Origin of the sequence: Pandoraea horticolens (genome assembly GCF_902459555.1) — a bacterium.
Classification (GTDB): domain Bacteria; phylum Pseudomonadota; class Gammaproteobacteria; order Burkholderiales; family Burkholderiaceae; genus Pandoraea; species Pandoraea horticolens.
In genome coordinates this window covers 103280-119445 of the sequence record NZ_CABPSM010000002.1, presented here as the reverse complement: position 1 = coordinate 119445, position 16166 = coordinate 103280, and the positions used below count along the sequence as shown (strand labels likewise).

Genomic DNA, 16166 nt, shown 5'->3' with positions numbered 1-16166 from the left:
CGGTGCCGATCTGAGCGACCAGCATTCCAAAGTCCGCGCCCCGGCCGAAGACGCGGCCAGCTAATACGAACAGACAATGGTCACAGCCTGCGTCGCCAATTAATCTCTCCTGGTTTTGCACGCTCACGACACGCTGCAACTGCCATTGACCTGAACCGGCGTCTGGAAGACTGCCCGGTCACCTTGCTGAGCGAGCCCGGCGTTCGCCTCCAAACCAGGGTTGGCCATAGACAGATCCCGCTCCAAGACCCTTCACCGACAAGAAGATCCACGATGAACAGAGACACTCTCACCACGGCTGCGGGCGCCCCTGTCGCCGACAATCAGAACTCACAGACCGCCGGGCCCCGCGGGCCGATGCTGCTGCAGGATGTCTGGTTCCTGGAGAAGCTGGCCCATTTCGACCGCGAGGTGATTCCAGAGCGCCGCGTGCACGCCAAGGGTTCAGGCGCGTATGGCACGTTCCGCGTGACGCACGACATCACGAAGTACACGAAGGCGTCGATCTTCGCTGAGATCGGCAAGGAGACGCCGCTGTTCATTCGCTTCTCGACCGTGGCAGGCGAGCGCGGCGCGGCGGATGCCGAGCGAGACGTGCGCGGCTTCTCGATCAAGTTCTACACGGACGAAGGCAATTGGGATGTCGTCGGCAACAACACGCCGGTGTTCTTCGTACGTGATCCGCTCAAGTTTCCGGACTTCATCCACACGCAGAAACGCAATCCGCGCACCAACCTGCGCGACCCGATCGCCGTGTGGGATTTCTGGTCGAAGCATCCGGAGTCGCTGCATCAGGTCACGATCCTCATGAGCGACCGCGGCCTGCCGCAGAACTACCGTCAGATCCACGGCTTCGGCTCGCACACGTACTCGTTCGTCAATGCGAACAACGAGCGCTTCTGGGTCAAATTCCACTTCAAGTCGCAGCAGGGCATCGCGAACTGGACCAACGAGGAGGCGGCGAAGGTCGTGAGCGCTGACCGCGAAAGCGCACAGCGCGACTTATACGAGAACATCGAGAGTGGAAATTTCCCGCGCTGGAACCTGCGCGTGCAGATCATGCCGGAAGCCGATGCGGCGAAATACCATATCAATCCTTTCGACCTGACCAAGGTGTGGCCGCACAAGGACTATCCGCTGATCGACGTCGGCGTGCTCGAGCTGAACCGTAATCCGGCGAACTATTTCGCCGAGGTGGAGCAGGTGGCGATGAATCCGGCCAACATCGTGCCGGGCATCGGCTTCTCGCCGGACAAGATGCTACAGGGCCGGCTGTTCTCATATGGCGACACGCAGCGTTATCGCCTGGGGATCAACCACCACCAGATCCCGGTCAACGCGCCAAAATGCCCGTTCCACAACAGCTTCCACCGTGACGGCGCGATGCGCGTAGACGGCAATCAGGGCGGCAAGCTCAACTACGAACCGAACCGCCAGGGCGCCTTCACGGCGAGCGAGCGCGCGCTCGAGCCGCCACTGGCGCTCGAGGGTGCGGCAGACCGTTGGGATCACCGCGTCGACACGGACTACTACAGTCAGCCGGGGGCACTGTTCCGCCTGTTCGACGAGGGTCAGCGGCAGCGGCTGTTCGCCAACATCGCGGCGGCAATGCAGGGCGTGCCCGAAGACATTGCGCGCGCGCAGATTGAGCATTTCACCAAGGCCGACCCGGCCTATGGTGAAGGAATCCGGCGAGCACTGGACGGTCTGAAGTAAGCTATCCGATCCACCGCTGTCCTTCTCAGGAGGACAGCGGGCACTTGAGGCGGTACGAACAAGGCAGCCACTCTCTTGCGGTCTGCGGTGGCGATACCCAAGCAAGCCAAGCTCGTACCTTCGAGCACTTCAGCAAGATAACGTGCTACTGCGGGCGAGCAGGCCGACTGATGTTTAAGGGCGCCACGTTGCTCCCCGATTACGGCAGCATCGACAATCAAAATAGCGCCGTCTACCGTCAATCATCAAACGGCCCCGGCGCCGCTCGCCCCTACAAGGACTTGTAAATATGCAGCGCCATTTCGACGCAGCCATGCATGTAATACCTTGGGATGAATCGGACAGAATCGCTGGCTGGCGCGCTATCGCGGGAGAACCGGCTTTCCCGGCCGGCGTGACTTCATCGCAATGTCGCGTGAGATGTGCCCCAGAGGCATCGGCAATACGATCGTATGATGGGGTACGCACGGATTTGGCGTTACGCTCGCTGCAGAGCATTGCCGGCGCTCAGCGCGGACACAAGGAGTCAGTGTGATAGCTCGCCCCACGATCGCCATAGTTGACGACGATGTCGCCGTCCGAAATGCCATGGGGGGGCTGCTGCGTTCGCTCGATCTTGGCGTGCAATTGTTCGGAGGGGGGCAGGAGCTACTGCGGTGCGTTTCACTGCCTTGCCTGGCCTGCGTGATCACAGACGCGCAAATGCCTGGCATGGACGGCTTCGCTTTGATAGAGGCCCTGCGCGCACGCAATCTCGATATGCCGGTCATTTTCATGACGGCCTTTGCGCCTGAGGGATTCGATCAGCGTGCCAAGGCATTGGGTGCGACGTGCGTCCTTCACAAGCCCTTCCAGGACACGGCCATAATCCAGTGCATTGAAAGCGCATTACGTCTTCGCAAGACGGGCGATTCTCCATCGTGAGTGTGTCGTGCAGTGGATCAACGAGACGTCCTGAGACGATCTTCGTCCTCTGCACGCTGCCCGATGCTGGCGCTACGCTATCGCGGCACCAAGCTGCCGCGCCTGCCATCGGATGGCAGGCTCATCAGCGTCGGACCCAGAGGAAAGCAGCACGAGACCCAGCGTTTGCGCAAGAAGCACCAGATCGGCGAAACTCCGAGCCCTCATTTTTCGCATTGCCTGGCATCGGTGAGCTTTGACAGTCACGACGCTGATGCACATGGCGGCGGCAATCTCCTTGTTTGTCAAACCCGATGCGGCATGCGTCATGACCTCACTCTCTCGTGGCGTCAGCGAACGAAAGCAGTCGCGCACCGCAGCCAATCGGCGCATGCGCTCACGTCGCAAGCGCTCCTTGCGCAGTGCCTCGGTGACGACATCGAGCAGTTCCTGCTCACGGAACGGCTTGGAAAGAAAGTGCTCCGCTCCCGCTTTCATCGCAGCAACCGTCATCGGAATATCTCCGTGGCCGCTCATGAAGATGATGGGGATAGGAATACGAAGCTCCGCCATGCGGGCTTGCACATCCAGACCACTTCGCCCCTTCAGGCGCACATCGAGCACCAGACAACAAGGCGCATCGGGAAAGCCGAAGTCAAAAAGCTCGGCCGCAGAGCCGAGCAGCACGGCCCGAATGCCGACTGAACGAAATAGACTTCCCAGCGCGTTTCTCACCTGCAAGTCATCATCGACAACAAGGACCACCGCGTCGTCCTGCCGCGCTGATTCGACGCGCATCGGTAATACAGCAGTCACGGTAGAGCCTCCACATAGCATCGACATCAGAGGCGCGAATCACCCCATGACGACACGTGGGGAGATAGAGCGCGCCCGACAGCAATGTAGTGTTACCCCAGCCCTTTGGCTTGAACGCGTGCGCGCTCTATTGTCGTTTTGTGCTCCGCGCGGACCAGATAATGGCTGGCATGTGCTGGCACCCAGCCGAGCCTAGTCCCGCCGACCGCTCCGCCAGTCGCCCGGCGTCAGACCAAGCTTCCTGGAGAAGCTGCGCGTGAGATGGCTCTGATCCGCAAAGCCGCAGGACGCAGCAATCCCGGCGATCGGCAAGTCAGTGGTGCGCAGCAGTGCCGCCGCGCGCTCGAGGCGACGCTCCAGCAGCCATTCGTGCGGTGTTTTGCCGGTACTCTGCCGAAATGCCCGGGAAAAATGGCTTCGGGACAATTGACACGCATCAGCGACGGCCGCAATGGACACGTTTCCGTCGTCAAGTCGCGCCGCGAGGTACTCCTGCGCCCGCGCGAGTATGCGAGGCGAAAGGCGGCCCATGGAGTGAATGCGTCCCCGGTTGACACCTCCGTAGTGTTCAACCAGATATGTGCCGATCGCGTGTCCGAGTTGATCGATAAACAGCCTGCTGGCACCTTCAGGTCGCGCGAGCGCAGGTAAGAGCGCTTGGGCGAGATGCGCCAGCACAGCGTCCGTCTGCGCTGCGGCATGTTGCAGTTCGAAACCTCCGGGGCAGCCGAGTTCCAGCGCGGTGCGCTCCATGAAGGGGCGCGGCAGTTCGATGAGTACGAAATCGAACGTCCCATACATATCCGCCTTGTAGTCGTCCTGGAAGTTCCGCAGATAGATGGAACCCGCCTCGAATGCATGCATGTTCGACTGATTCGGACGGAAAATGCGTCGGCGGTGGCCTTCCATCAGAGAGACCCCCACCAGAAACCCTCGCGCTGAAGCTGGGGTCACGACCTGACTCGTCCGCTCAATCACGGAACTCTTGCGGTAGAAATGAAGATCGCCGGCGGTCAGCGCCTGATCGTATCGCAACGCCGCCGACAAGCAACCCAATGAGTCGCGCTGAATGGCCGGTTTGACAGATTGGTGAGTCGATGTGGAGAGTTGCATGGCCAAGTACTCATGATCGTCGCGCCAATCCAGACACAACTGGGCGACCTTGCATTACTGAAAACACCATCGACGCAAGCAGCTCGAAAAGCGCCCGTCTTCCTGCAGTCAAACGATTGCTTGGCGAATACTATCATCGGCAACCATGAAGGAATTAAGGCTGTCGATTTCATGTCGCCGGGGGGCGACACCGAGCACTCATGCCCCCATCATTTTCCGGTGACAGACGCGCCAAACGTGTAGGCCAGTCATACCAGAAGACGATGGAAACCGTGGACTCATCCGAATAAAGTACACAAGCCCCAAGTCAGCATTTGGCTGCGCAGGGCCGGCACTTTGAGACAGACACGGGATGAGCAAGCACGGAGATTTCACGAATGGCAATATCCGCTTGAGGATGGCCCAGCTCCAGGCAGCGGCCCATGCCAATGAACAAGACGCGACGTTGTGGCGCTGGTTCTCAGATCAGATGGAGGACCAGACGATGCGTTGCGAACGCAAAAAGGGAGACTGGATCATTTGCGTGGCCGGTCGCGAGCTGGCGCGCGACCCGTCCTTCGACCTGGCGGTTCGCGCCGCTTACATCCTTTGCCGCGCACTGAGAGCCTTGTAGACGAGCCGGTGCGATGTACGCGCTGCGGCTCACGCGGTCGACAACGGCGCTCTTACGGCTCGAAATCGCCCCCAGTCCGCCGCAGCAAACCACTTATGGTGACAGCCGCGAGTCGATGGCCAACGAAGTCAGCTCAAGTATCCCAGACGGCCTCAGAACAAGCTTCCCTGGGGGGAAGGCTTAATGGGTACCTGGAATAGGTCGGTGCGCAGTTTTCTGCGTTCCTGATTGAGGCCGAGCCGTTTGCACGCGAGTTCGAATCGTTTGGCAATCAACTCCGAGAATATGCCCGTGCCGCGCATTCTGCGCCCGAATTCAGCGTCGTAATGCTTGCCCTCTCTCATGCTTTCAATAATGCTCAGGACATGATTCTTCCGGCCGGGGTAGTGTTGTTCGAGCCATTCGATGAAGATGTCGTGCACCTCCAGCGGTAATCTGAGCAACACATACGCGGCAGCGGACGCACCGGCATTTGCCGTTGCGCTCAGGATATTCTCCGGTTCATGGTCGTTAAGCGCGGGAATCATAGGCGCAACCAATACGCCGGTGGGTATCCCGGCGGCCGCCAACAGACGAATAGCGTCCACTCGCCTCGATGGAGTGCTGGCACGCGGCTCCATCTTCCGAGCAAGCTCCGCGTCCAGCGTGGTGACTGAGAGAAAGACGCGAGCAAGACCCTTCTCCGCCATCCGCGAGAGGATGTCGATGTCGCGTGTCACGAGATGCGACTTGGTCGTAATCGCCACCGGATGATTGAACGCATCGAGAACCTCGAGGATTCCACGAGTCAACTGGTGCTCTCGCTCAATAGGCTGGTATGGGTCGGTATTCGTACCGAGGGCAATTACGCTCGGTATATAGGTACGCTTCGAAAGCGCTTTCTCGAGTAACGCAGCAGCATTTGGCTTTGCTATCAGCTTGGTCTCAAAATCAAGGCCGGGAGAAAGACCTAAATAAGCGTGCGTCGGCCGGGCAAAACAGTACGAGCAACCATGTTCACACCCCCGGTAAGCATTAATCGACTGGTCGAACGGAAGGTCTGGCGATTGGTTTCTCGAGATGATTGATTTTGCATCCTCAAATGCAACCGTTGTTTTGGGCGCAGGGCGTTCACCCTCAAGCGCCAAGATGGCGGCAAGTCCATCGTCGTCGGGCGCTCTGTTCCAATTGTCGAATCTGGATTCAATGTTGGACAGCGCGCCTCGGCCTTTGCGAAGTCCCCGGCGAAGTGAAGTCATCAACGCCTCTCCTAATGGTCTCGATGTACTGTATATATATACAGTACATCGCCGTGAAAGACAATGTCCGCCCCCCCCCCTTCCCGCTCACTCTTCGACGTGGATAGTCAGCGTCTCCTTGATTTCCTCCATCACGACGTAGCTCTTCGACTGCACGGCGCCGGGCAACTGTAAAAGGATGTCGCCGAGCAACTTGCGGTACTCGGACATCTCCCGGATGCGCGCCTTGATCAGGTAATCGAAGTCACCCGAGATCAAGTGACACTCCATCACCTCGGGAATCCTCAGAACTTCCCGGCGGAACTGATCGAACATGTTGCCGGACTTGTGATCGAGCGTGATCTCGACGAATACCAGCAACGACGCCCCCAGCGCCGCCGGATTTACCCGCGCGAAGTAGCCCATGATCACGCCGTCGCGCTCCATGCGCTTCACGCGCTCGATACAGGGCGTGATCGACAGACCGACCTGCTCCGAGAGGTCTTTCATCGACATCCGACCGTCTTGCTGAAGCAACGTGAGGATGCGCCGATCGAGCCGGTCCAGTGTCCGGACCGATTGCTGCTGAACTCTCATTATTTATTCCTGAATTTTTGAGATATACATTAACTAAACCTGGCAATCCCAGAATAGCATGCGAATTATTACTGGATAGCTATGGTTTTACAGGAGTCAACGCAATGAAGGTCATCGTTCTCGGAAGCGGCGTCATTGGTGTCACCAGCGCCTACTACCTGGCCAAGGCCGGGCACGACGTCACGGTGCTCGATCGTCAGGCGGGCCCGGCACTCGAGACCAGCTTCGGTAACGCCGGCCAGATTTCACCGGGCTACGCCTCCCCGTGGGCGGCACCGGGCATTCCGACGAAGGCCGTCAAGTGGTTGTTCCAGAACCACGCCCCGCTCGCCATCCGCCCGGACGGCACGCTCACGCAGCTCAAGTGGCTCTATCGGATGCTGCGCAATTGCACGCCTGAGCGTTACGCCGTCAACAAAGAGCGCATGGTGCGGATCGCCGAATACAGCCGCGACTGCTTCCGTTCGCTGCGTGCCGAGACCGGCATTCCCTACGAGGGCCGTCAAGCGGGCACGCTGCAACTGTTCCGTACCGACGAGCAACTGGCGAACGCCGCACGCGACATTGCAGTGCTCGAAGAGGCGGGTGTGCCGTTCGAACTGCTCGACAGCACAGCGCTCGCCAGCGCAGAACCCGCGCTGGCAGCGGTGTCGCACAAACTTACCGGCGGCCTGCGGTTGCCTAACGACGAGACAGGCGACTGCCAGTTGTTCACGACGCGTCTCGCGGCAATGGCCGAAGCTCTCGGCGTGAAATTCCGTTACGACATGCCGATCGACGGCCTGCAAGTCGCAGGCGACAAGATCGAAGGCGTGGTCTGCGCGGGCATGATGCAGCGCGCCGACGCCTTCGTGGTCGCGCTCGGCTCGTATTCCACGCCGTTCCTTCGCGGCCTCGTCGACATTCCCGTCTACCCGCTCAAGGGATACTCGATCACTGTGCCGATCATGGACGCATCGCGCGCCCCGGTGTCGACCGTGCTCGACGAGACCTACAAGATCGCCGTCACCCGTTTCGACGACCGCATCCGCGTCGGTGGCATGGCCGAAGTGGTCGGTTATGACAAGACGCTCAACCCGGCACGCCGCGCGACGCTGGAAATGGTGGTGAACGACCTGTATCCGGGCGCTGGCAACACGGCTGAAGCGTCGTTCTGGACCGGCCTGCGCCCGATGACCCCGGACGGCACGCCGATTGTCGGCGCCACCGCCCTGCGCAATCTGTTCCTGAATACGGGGCACGGCACACTGGGCTGGACGATGTCCTGTGGTTCCGGCCAGTTACTGGCCGATCTGATGTCGGGGCGCCGGCCTGCGATTCTGGCCGACGATCTGTCGGTGGCGCGCTACAGCGGCGCGCCTCAGGCCCAGGCCCAACCGGCCTTCGCCTGACCCCACGAACGGCACCTTCGGGTGCCGTTTTTTGTTGGTGTCACCGAAAGGTAGGTGTATGAGAAGTACCCGCTTTTTGCCGTCACATCACGACAAAGGAGACACATCATGAAAATCGGCGTACCGAAGGAGATCAAGAACCACGAATACCGCGTAGGCATGACGCCCGCAGCCGTACGCGAAGTGGTAGCACGCGGGCACGAAGTGTGGGTCGAGACGCAGGCGGGTGCAGGCATCGGCATGGACGACTCGGTCTACGCTGGCGCCGGTGCGCGCATCGCCGCCAACGCTGTCGACGTGTTCGAGCACGCCGAACTCATCGTCAAGGTCAAGGAGCCCCAGGCGGTGGAGCGCACCCGGCTAGGCCCCCATCACACGCTCTTCACCTATCTCCACCTGGCCCCCGATCCCGACCAGACCCGAGACCTGATCAAGAGCGGCGCCACGTGCATCGCGTATGAAACGGTGACGTCCGCGAGTGGCGGCCTGCCGCTGCTCGCGCCGATGTCCGAGGTTGCGGGACGCATGTCGATTCAGGCCGGGGCAACCGCCCTTGAAAAGACGCACGGCGGACTGGGGCTGCTGCTCTCCGGCGTGCCTGGTGTGGAAGCCGGCAAGGTGGTGATTCTGGGCGGTGGTGTCGTCGGCACCAACGCCGCAACGGTGGCGGTGGGCATGGGTGCACAGGTCACGGTCATCGACAGATCGGTCGACGCGTTGCGCCGCATCAGTGCCCAGTTCGGTGGCCGCGTGCAGACGGTCTACTCAACGCAGCACGCCATCGAGACCCATTTGCGCGAAGCCGATCTCGTGATCGGCGGTGTGCTTATTCCGGGTGCCGCGGCGCCCAGACTCGTCACCCGCAAGATGCTCGGCCTCATGCGCAAAGGCGCGGTGATTGTCGATGTGGCGATCGATCAGGGCGGTTGCTGCGAGACGTCGCATGCCACAACGCATGCCGATCCGGTGTACGTGGTGGAGGGCATCGTGCACTACTGTGTGGCCAATATGCCGGGCGGCGTGCCGCGTACCTCGACGTTCGCCCTCAACAACGTGACGCTACCTTTCATTCTGCAACTGGCCGATCACGGACCGGTCGCGGCCATGCTTGCCGACCCACACCTGCTGGCAGGGCTCAATGTGGCGCGCGGCATGGTGACTAACCAAGGCGTCGCCGACGCGCTGGGTCTGGTCTATCACGACCCGCATGCCGTGTTGGCGAACTTGCCGGCCGCAGCGTAATCTTGCTGCCCCTTAGTCGCGGTGCAGGACGACGTTATGCCCGGCACCGCGCCCCCTCCACTCAGACGTTCGTGCCCCGCTCCTTCGCTCTACGCGCCTTGCGCGCCCGAAACCAGAGACTCGCCCGGTCGAGATAGAGGTAGATGACGGGGGTCGTAAAAAGCGTAAGCGCCTGCGAGAGCACCAACCCGCCGACCATTGCGTACCCCAGCGGACACCGCAACTCCGCCCCGGCCCCGGTGCCGAGCATCAGCGGCAACCCGGCGAGCAAGGCGCACATCGTCGTCATCATGATGGGACGAAATCGCAGCAGGCATGCCTGATAGATCGACTCCTGCGGTGACAGCCCCTGGTCGCGCTCAGCCGTGAGCGCGAAGTCGACCATCATGATCCCGGTCAGCAAGATGATGCCGATCAGCGCGATCACGCTCAAATCGTACCCTCCGAGCATCAGAATCAGCAGCGCACCGACGACCAACGCGACGAGTGCGGGCCAGCGCCAGCGATGCAACGGGCCAGGCCGGCGTGGGTCGTCGGGCACGGGGCCGGAATTGTCTTGCGCCGTGGGTTGTGTCATGGCGCCTCCCTGGGAAGTCCGATCCAGAATGGCCGGGGCTTGTCGCCGCGACGGTCGGTGCCGTCGGACGCTGCAACAAACACGATGTCGTCCCGGCCACATGGCAGGACGTGCCCCCGAGGGTGTCGCATCTGCGCAGGGCTCGCAGTTGGCATTTTCCCCTGCCTACACAAGGCGTTGCCATGTGACGGACAGCGGGCTGCCATGCTCGCGCCATGCATGCGGGAGAGCAGATCCGTCCGAATTTCAAACGTCTGTTTTATCGACACCGAACGCACGACGAATTGGCTGTCGGCCCGCACCACGCCTCGCGCTTTGGACATGGGTACGCTCACTTCGTTATACTTGCCCCATCTCGACGGCCCCCGCCGGTCAGCCCCGGTACACCGGCACGCGCTGCGGCACCGCTTCCCGTCTGTCCCGAGCCGTCAATGTCCATGAGCAAGTGATGAACGCCGATCCGCAAGAACTCAATAAATTCAGTGAACTGGCCCACCGCTGGTGGGATCCGCACAGCGAATTCAAGCCGCTGCACGAGATCAACCCGCTGCGCCTCGACTGGATCGAGCAACATGTGCCGTTGCAAGGCAAGCGCGTACTGGATATTGGTTGCGGTGGCGGCATCCTCTCCGAATCGATGGCCCGCCAGGGGGCGAGCGTCAAAGGGATCGACCTGTCGAAGAAGGCGCTCGGCGTGGCGGATCTGCACAGCCTGGAAGCCGGCCTCTCCATCGATTACGAGGAAATTTCCGCCGAGGCGCTTGCCGCCCGCGACGCGGGGACGTACGACGTGGTGACGTGCATGGAAATGCTCGAACACGTGCCGTCGCCGGCGTCGGTGGTGGCGGCCTGCGCAACGCTCGTCAAACCGGGCGGCCACGTCTTCTTCTCGACGCTCAATCGCAAACCGAAAGCCTGGTTGCTGGCCGTGGTCGGCGCCGAGTACGTGCTGCGGATGCTGCCGCGCGGCACACACGATTACGCCAAGTTCATCCGCCCGTCGGAACTCGCGTCGTTTGCCCGCGCAAGCGGCCTGACGGTGCGCGACCTGCGCGGCATGACGTACAACCCGCTGAGCAAGCGTTACGCGATCAATCGCGACACCGACGTCAATTACATGATCGCGTGCACGCGCGATGCCTGATATGTTCGAGCCCCCCTCCCGAGTGCCCACCGACTCCCCCGGTACTGCGCTGCGTCTGCTCAACGGCAACGTGCGCGCGGTTCTGTTCGATCTGGACGGCACGCTGGCCGACACGGCGCCCGATCTCGTTGCAGCGGTCAACAAGGTGCGCACCGACCGTGGCCTGCCACCGGGCGCCTACGAGACATTGCGTTTGCAGGCCTCGCACGGCGCTCGCGGGCTGATCGGCAGCGCGTTCGGCGTTGGCCCCGACGACGCCGCGTTCCCTTCGCTGCGCGATGCGTTTCTCGCCAATTACGAAGCTGCCTTGTGCGTAGAGAGCCAACTTTTCGATGGGATTCCCGCGCTGCTTGCCGCCTTGGCTGAGCGCGCCGTCCTGTGGGGCATCGTCACCAACAAGGCCGCGCGTCTGACGAATCCGCTCGTCCGGCTGCTCGGACTCGCCGACGGTGCCGCGTGCGTGGTGTCTGGTGACACAACACCGCATAGCAAGCCACACCCTGCCCCGTTGCTGTATGCGGCCGAGCGCATCGGTGTCGCACCGGCTCAGATTGTGTATGTCGGCGACGACCTGCGCGACATTCAGGCGGGCAAAGCGGCGGGGATGGCCACCGTCGCAGCCGCTTACGGCTATTGCGGCGACTCGCTGGCGCCTGCCCAATGGCAGGCCGACGCCGTCGTCGAACGCGCGGGTGCGATCGCCCCGCTGGTGATGCCGCCGGCCTGAACGGCCGCGTCATTACCTGCCGGGACAGGGCCGCCGCAGTAGCGGCCGGTCCCGGGTCTGTCCCGCCGCGCAACAGTGGCGCGGCGCGTGCTTCACTGGCGACTTACGGGAGACCGCATGGCCGAGCAAGCGAACGATCGCAAACCCTCTTCTGAATCATCCGCAGGCGGCGCCCGCCTGCAACAAGGCCTTGTGCACGCACGCACGCTTGGACGCAACCCTGACGTGCGCCGGCGTGCGCGCAAGACCGGCCTGTGGGCTGCCGGCGTCATCGCCGTGTTCGGTGTGGTTGGCTATTTCACGGTGCCGGCCGTCCTCAAGCATTACGCCGTCGACAAGCTCTCGACCTATCTGGAACGGCCGGTGAGCGTGGGTGATGTCAGCTTCAATCCCTACACGCTGCGCCTCGATCTGCATCAGGTGCATATCGGCGACAAGACACCGGGGCAGCCGTTCGTGGATGTCGGCATGTTGCGTGTGAACGCCTCGTGGGGGTCGCTGTTCCGCTTCGCGCCGATCGTCGACGAGCTTTACGTCGACACACCGGTCGTCAACGTCGTGCGCACCGCGCCGCAACGCTTCAACTTCTCGGACATCGTCGATCGTGCGACGTCCGGGCCGCCCTCGCCCGAGCCGTCCAAACCCGCGCGCTTTGCGCTGAGCAACGTCCAGATCAAGAACGGCACGATCCGCTTCGACGATACCGTGCAGAACGAGAAGCACGTCATCGACAATTTGCAAGTCGGTGTGCCGTTCATCGCGAATCTGCCGGCCGACACCAATATCTTCGTGCAGCCTCTGCTGCAAGCGTCCGTCGACGGCTCGCCGCTGCATATTTCGGGACAGACCAAGCCGTTCGCCAATTCGATGGAATCGACGGTCGATATCAAGCTCGACCGGCTCGACGTGCCGAAGTACCTCGGTTATTCGCCGGTCAGCGTACCCGCTCAGATCAAGAGCGGCGCCGTCAGCACCGATCTCACGCTGCGCTTTGCGCGTGACAAGGATGGCAATCACGTTCTGCTCACGGGCACGGTAGGCCTCTCCGACGCCAAGGTCGTCGAGCCGGACGGCTCGCCGCTCATCGCGGTCAAACAGGTTGATGTGAAGCTGGGCAAGGTGGAACCGCTCAACAACGTCTATCACTTCGACAGCGTTCGGATCGACGGCCTCGATCAGCAGGTCACGATGGAAAAAGGCGGGTCGATCAACGTCGAGAAAGCGTTGCTGCCACAGCGGACTGTCATCAAAGCGGTAGGCAGGGCGGTCAATCAGGCTGCGGCGTCTCCGAAGGGCAGCGAGGCGGCCAAGAGCGCACCGCAGGTTCCGGCTCAGGAGACCGCACGACCCGCAACGCCTGCCTCGGCAGCCGAAGCCGCGCAAACGAAAGCGCAGGCCGCCGCTCAGCCCGCACCGCTCGATTTGCTCATCGGCGACATCTCGCTCGTGGACAGCAAGCTGCGCTTCACCAATGAACGTGGGGCAAAGCCGGCCAGCGTGTCGCTGGAGAACATCCGGATCGACGTGAAGCAATTCTCGACGCTCGGCAAGGACCCCGCGACGTATGACGCCTCGCTCGGCATCCAGAGCGGCGGCTCGGTCAAGGCGCACGGCCAGTTCAGTCTGAATGCGTACAACGCGAGCGGTGAATTCGACGCGCAGTCGATCGCCCTCGCACCGTTGCTGCCCTTGGCGCAAGGCGCGCTCGCCGGAAATCTGAAGAGCGGCACGGTTGGCGCACAGGCCAAGTTCAATGCGGCCTTTGCTCCCGACAAGCAGCCGAACGTACAGATCTCGCCGGCCACGGCCAAGCTGGAGAAGGTCGAGTGGCTCACCGGCCAAAAGGGCGATGCACCGCTCAAGCTCGCCAAAGCGGAAGCGAAACTCTCGCGCTTCGATCTGGGCGCGCGGCAAGCCGTCGTCGACGAGGTGACCGTCACCGGACTGGACGTGTCGGCACGACGCGAAAAGGACGGCAAGATCAACCTGCTCGCGCTGACCGGGGACGGTCAACCGAAGGCCACCGCTGGTAACAGCCAGGGCGCGAACGCGCGTGTCGGCACGGAGCGCGGCCGCCGGACGGCCGCCGGCGCCTCGGGGTCGCAGGCGAGCGCCGGTGGTTGGCAGTGGAAGGTCGGGAAGGTGGCGCTCGAGAACGCGAGCATCGGGTTCGAAGACCGCGACGTCAAAGGCCGTCCGATCAATGCGAAATTCGCGCCGCTGAACGTGAAGGTGCAAGGCGCATCGCAGGACATGAGCAAACCATTGCAACTCGAAGTCAACGGCACGCTCAACAAGAAGGGTTCGCTGAACGCCTCCGGCAACATCACACCGCAGCCGCTCTCAGGCGATCTCCAGATCAAGACGCAGCAACTCGATCTGGCAGCGTTCGACTCCTATATGAGCGATCAACTGAACGCGAGCATTGCCAGCGCCCTGCTCTCCAGCAACGGACGCGCCACCTTCGCCATGAAGGGTGACACTCCGCAGGCAACGTATCGCGGCGATGCAACGCTCGGCAACGTCCGCTTGCTCGACAAGTTGACGGCGGACGACTTCATGCGCTGGAACGCGTTGTCGGTGCAGCAGATCAATCTGGCGGTAGGCAGCGGTAAGCCCAACGTGCAGTTGGGCAGCATTGCGTTGTCGCGCTTCTACGCGCGTTTGATCATCAACGCCAATGGGCGCCTGAACCTGGCCGACGTGGTCGGCAACAAAGAGACCGCGCCTCGTTCGCTCACGCGCGCCAACGAAGGCGTTCCGCTGGGCGGCACGTCGGCCAAGCCGCCTCTCGATGCGGCCGCTTCCTCGGTGGAAGCGGGGCAACCGACGGAACCCGAGAGGAAGGAGCAGAAGCCGGGCGAGACAACGGTGCGGCGCGGGCCCGGCTACGGTGCCGGCAAGGCGCTGCCTGCGGATGTCCGCATAGGACGTATCACGCTGCAAGGCGGGAACATCAACTTCACCGACAACTTCGTCAAGCCGAACTACACGGCCAACCTGACGGATATTGGCGGGCACATCGGCGCGTTCGGCACCGCGACGACCGAACCTGCAGAGGTGGTGCTGCAAGGCAAGGTCAATCGCAATGCACCGATCGCCATCAACGGCAAGATCAATCCGCTTGCGCCGATCGCGTTCGTGGATCTGGGGGCCAAGGCCGACGGCATCGAACTGACCAATCTCACGCCGTATTCCACGAAGTACGCGGGCTACCCCATCGAAAAGGGCAAGCTCACGGTCGACGTGCACTATTTGCTCGATCAGGCGAAGCTCACGGCGAACAACCACATCTTCATTGACCAACTGACGTTCGGTGATCGGGTGGAAAGTCCGACGGCCACGAATTTGCCGGTGCGGCTGGCGGTTTCGCTGCTGAAGAATTCGCGAGGCGAAATCGACGTGGACATCCCGATTTCCGGCTCGCTCGACGATCCGCAGTTCAGCCTTGGCGGCGTGATTTTCCGGGCGTTCGTGAACCTGATCGTCAAGGCGGTGACGGCGCCGTTCAGTTTGCTGGCGTCGGCATTTGGCGGCGGCGATCAGGAATTGGGGTACGTTGAGTTCGCGCCGGGCAGCGCACGTTTGACACCGGACGAGGAGAAGCGACTCGAGACGCTAGTGAAGGCGCTGACGGATCGTACCGCGCTCAAACTGGATATCGTGGGCCGTGTCGATCCGGCGAAGGACACCGACGGTCTGCGCAGCGTGGCGGTGGAGCGCGCGATCAAGGCACAGAAGGTCAAGTCGATGGTCGGCAAGGGCGAGAGTATCGACGTCGAAAGCGTGACGGTGAGCCCGGAGGAGCGCAGCAAGTATTTGACGGCAGCGTACAAGGCGGCCGACTTTGCCAAGCCGCGCAACATGATCGGGTTTGCCAAATCGTTACCGGACGACGAGATGGAAAAGCTGCTGGAGACGAACGTCAAGGTGAACGACGACGATCTGCGGGCGTTGGCGGAACGGCGGGCACAGCGGGTGAGGTCGTGGCTGGACGGCAAGATTGCGTCGGACCGCATGTTTGTGGTGGCGCCGAAGCTCAATGCCGACGGCATCAAGGATAAGGGAGCGACCACGCGGGTGGACTTCGCACTGAAGTGAGCCATTTGT

The 16166-nt window shown here is 62.0% G+C and carries 12 protein-coding genes and 1 pseudogene; 8 read left to right on the top strand and 5 right to left on the bottom strand.

What is annotated here, in order from left to right; all coding sequences use genetic code 11:
- The first annotated feature begins 273 nt into the window (after positions 1–273).
- The gene (locus PHO31112_RS04360; protein WP_150619393.1) at positions 274–1716 is read left to right on the top strand and encodes a catalase; all 1443 of its coding nucleotides are present in this window, start codon (positions 274–276) and stop codon (positions 1714–1716) included.
- Between the two features lie 531 nt (positions 1717–2247).
- Entirely contained in the window at positions 2248–2640 is a 393-nt protein-coding gene (locus PHO31112_RS04355) for a response regulator transcription factor (protein WP_150619392.1), read from the top strand.
- Between the two features lie 72 nt (positions 2641–2712).
- Here the strand turns inward: PHO31112_RS04355 and PHO31112_RS04350 are convergent, their stop codons facing one another.
- Both PHO31112_RS04350 and PHO31112_RS04345 read right to left on the bottom strand, forming a co-directional pair.
- On the bottom strand, positions 2713–3417 hold the full coding sequence (locus PHO31112_RS04350) for a response regulator transcription factor (RefSeq protein ID WP_150619761.1): 705 nt from the start codon (positions 3415–3417) through the stop codon (positions 2713–2715).
- A gap of 210 nt (positions 3418–3627) precedes the next feature.
- Complete coding sequence (locus PHO31112_RS04345; RefSeq protein ID WP_246177743.1) at positions 3628–4548, bottom strand: AraC family transcriptional regulator; 921 nt, start codon at positions 4546–4548, stop codon at positions 3628–3630.
- Positions 4549–4900: 352 nt separating this feature from the next.
- Here PHO31112_RS04345 and PHO31112_RS04340 point away from each other — a divergent pair, with 352 nt between their 5' ends.
- A complete protein-coding gene (locus tag PHO31112_RS04340; protein WP_150619391.1) occupies positions 4901–5161 on the top strand; it encodes a hypothetical protein in 261 nt (86 codons plus the stop codon).
- A gap of 152 nt (positions 5162–5313) precedes the next feature.
- On the opposite strand, the gene PHO31112_RS04335 is transcribed toward PHO31112_RS04340, so the two are convergent.
- On the bottom strand, positions 5314–6399 hold the full coding sequence (locus tag PHO31112_RS04335; protein WP_150619390.1) for a PA0069 family radical SAM protein: 1086 nt from the start codon (positions 6397–6399) through the stop codon (positions 5314–5316).
- 87 nt (positions 6400–6486) lie between these two features.
- Positions 6487–6975 (bottom strand): Lrp/AsnC ligand binding domain-containing protein, encoded by a 489-nt coding sequence (locus PHO31112_RS04330; RefSeq protein WP_010805128.1) that lies wholly within the window; start codon positions 6973–6975, stop codon positions 6487–6489.
- Positions 6976–7079: 104 nt separating this feature from the next.
- Here PHO31112_RS04330 and PHO31112_RS04325 point away from each other — a divergent pair, with 104 nt between their 5' ends.
- Both PHO31112_RS04325 and ald read left to right on the top strand, forming a co-directional pair.
- Positions 7080–8366, top strand: a complete 1287-nt coding sequence (locus PHO31112_RS04325; protein ID WP_150619389.1) for a D-amino acid dehydrogenase — start codon at positions 7080–7082, stop codon at positions 8364–8366.
- 108 nt (positions 8367–8474) lie between these two features.
- Entirely contained in the window at positions 8475–9608 is a 1134-nt protein-coding gene (gene ald, locus PHO31112_RS04320; RefSeq protein WP_150619388.1) for an alanine dehydrogenase, read from the top strand.
- A gap of 61 nt (positions 9609–9669) precedes the next feature.
- Here the strand turns inward: ald and PHO31112_RS04315 are convergent.
- Positions 9670–10080, bottom strand: a pseudogene (locus PHO31112_RS04315) (efflux RND transporter permease subunit); the annotation flags it as partial.
- Between the two features lie 550 nt (positions 10081–10630).
- Here PHO31112_RS04315 and ubiG point away from each other — a divergent pair.
- From ubiG to PHO31112_RS04300, 3 genes are all read left to right on the top strand, one after another.
- On the top strand, positions 10631–11329 hold the full coding sequence (gene ubiG / locus PHO31112_RS04310) for a bifunctional 2-polyprenyl-6-hydroxyphenol methylase/3-demethylubiquinol 3-O-methyltransferase UbiG (RefSeq protein WP_150619387.1): 699 nt from the start codon (positions 10631–10633) through the stop codon (positions 11327–11329).
- A 1-nt stretch (position 11330) separates the two neighbouring features.
- Positions 11331–12056, top strand: coding sequence for an HAD-IA family hydrolase (locus PHO31112_RS04305; protein ID WP_150619386.1), 726 nt, complete (start codon positions 11331–11333; stop codon positions 12054–12056).
- A 117-nt stretch (positions 12057–12173) separates the two neighbouring features.
- Positions 12174–16157, top strand: coding sequence for a DUF748 domain-containing protein (locus PHO31112_RS04300; RefSeq protein WP_150619385.1), 3984 nt, complete (start codon positions 12174–12176; stop codon positions 16155–16157).
- The last annotated feature ends 9 nt before the right edge of the window (positions 16158–16166 follow it).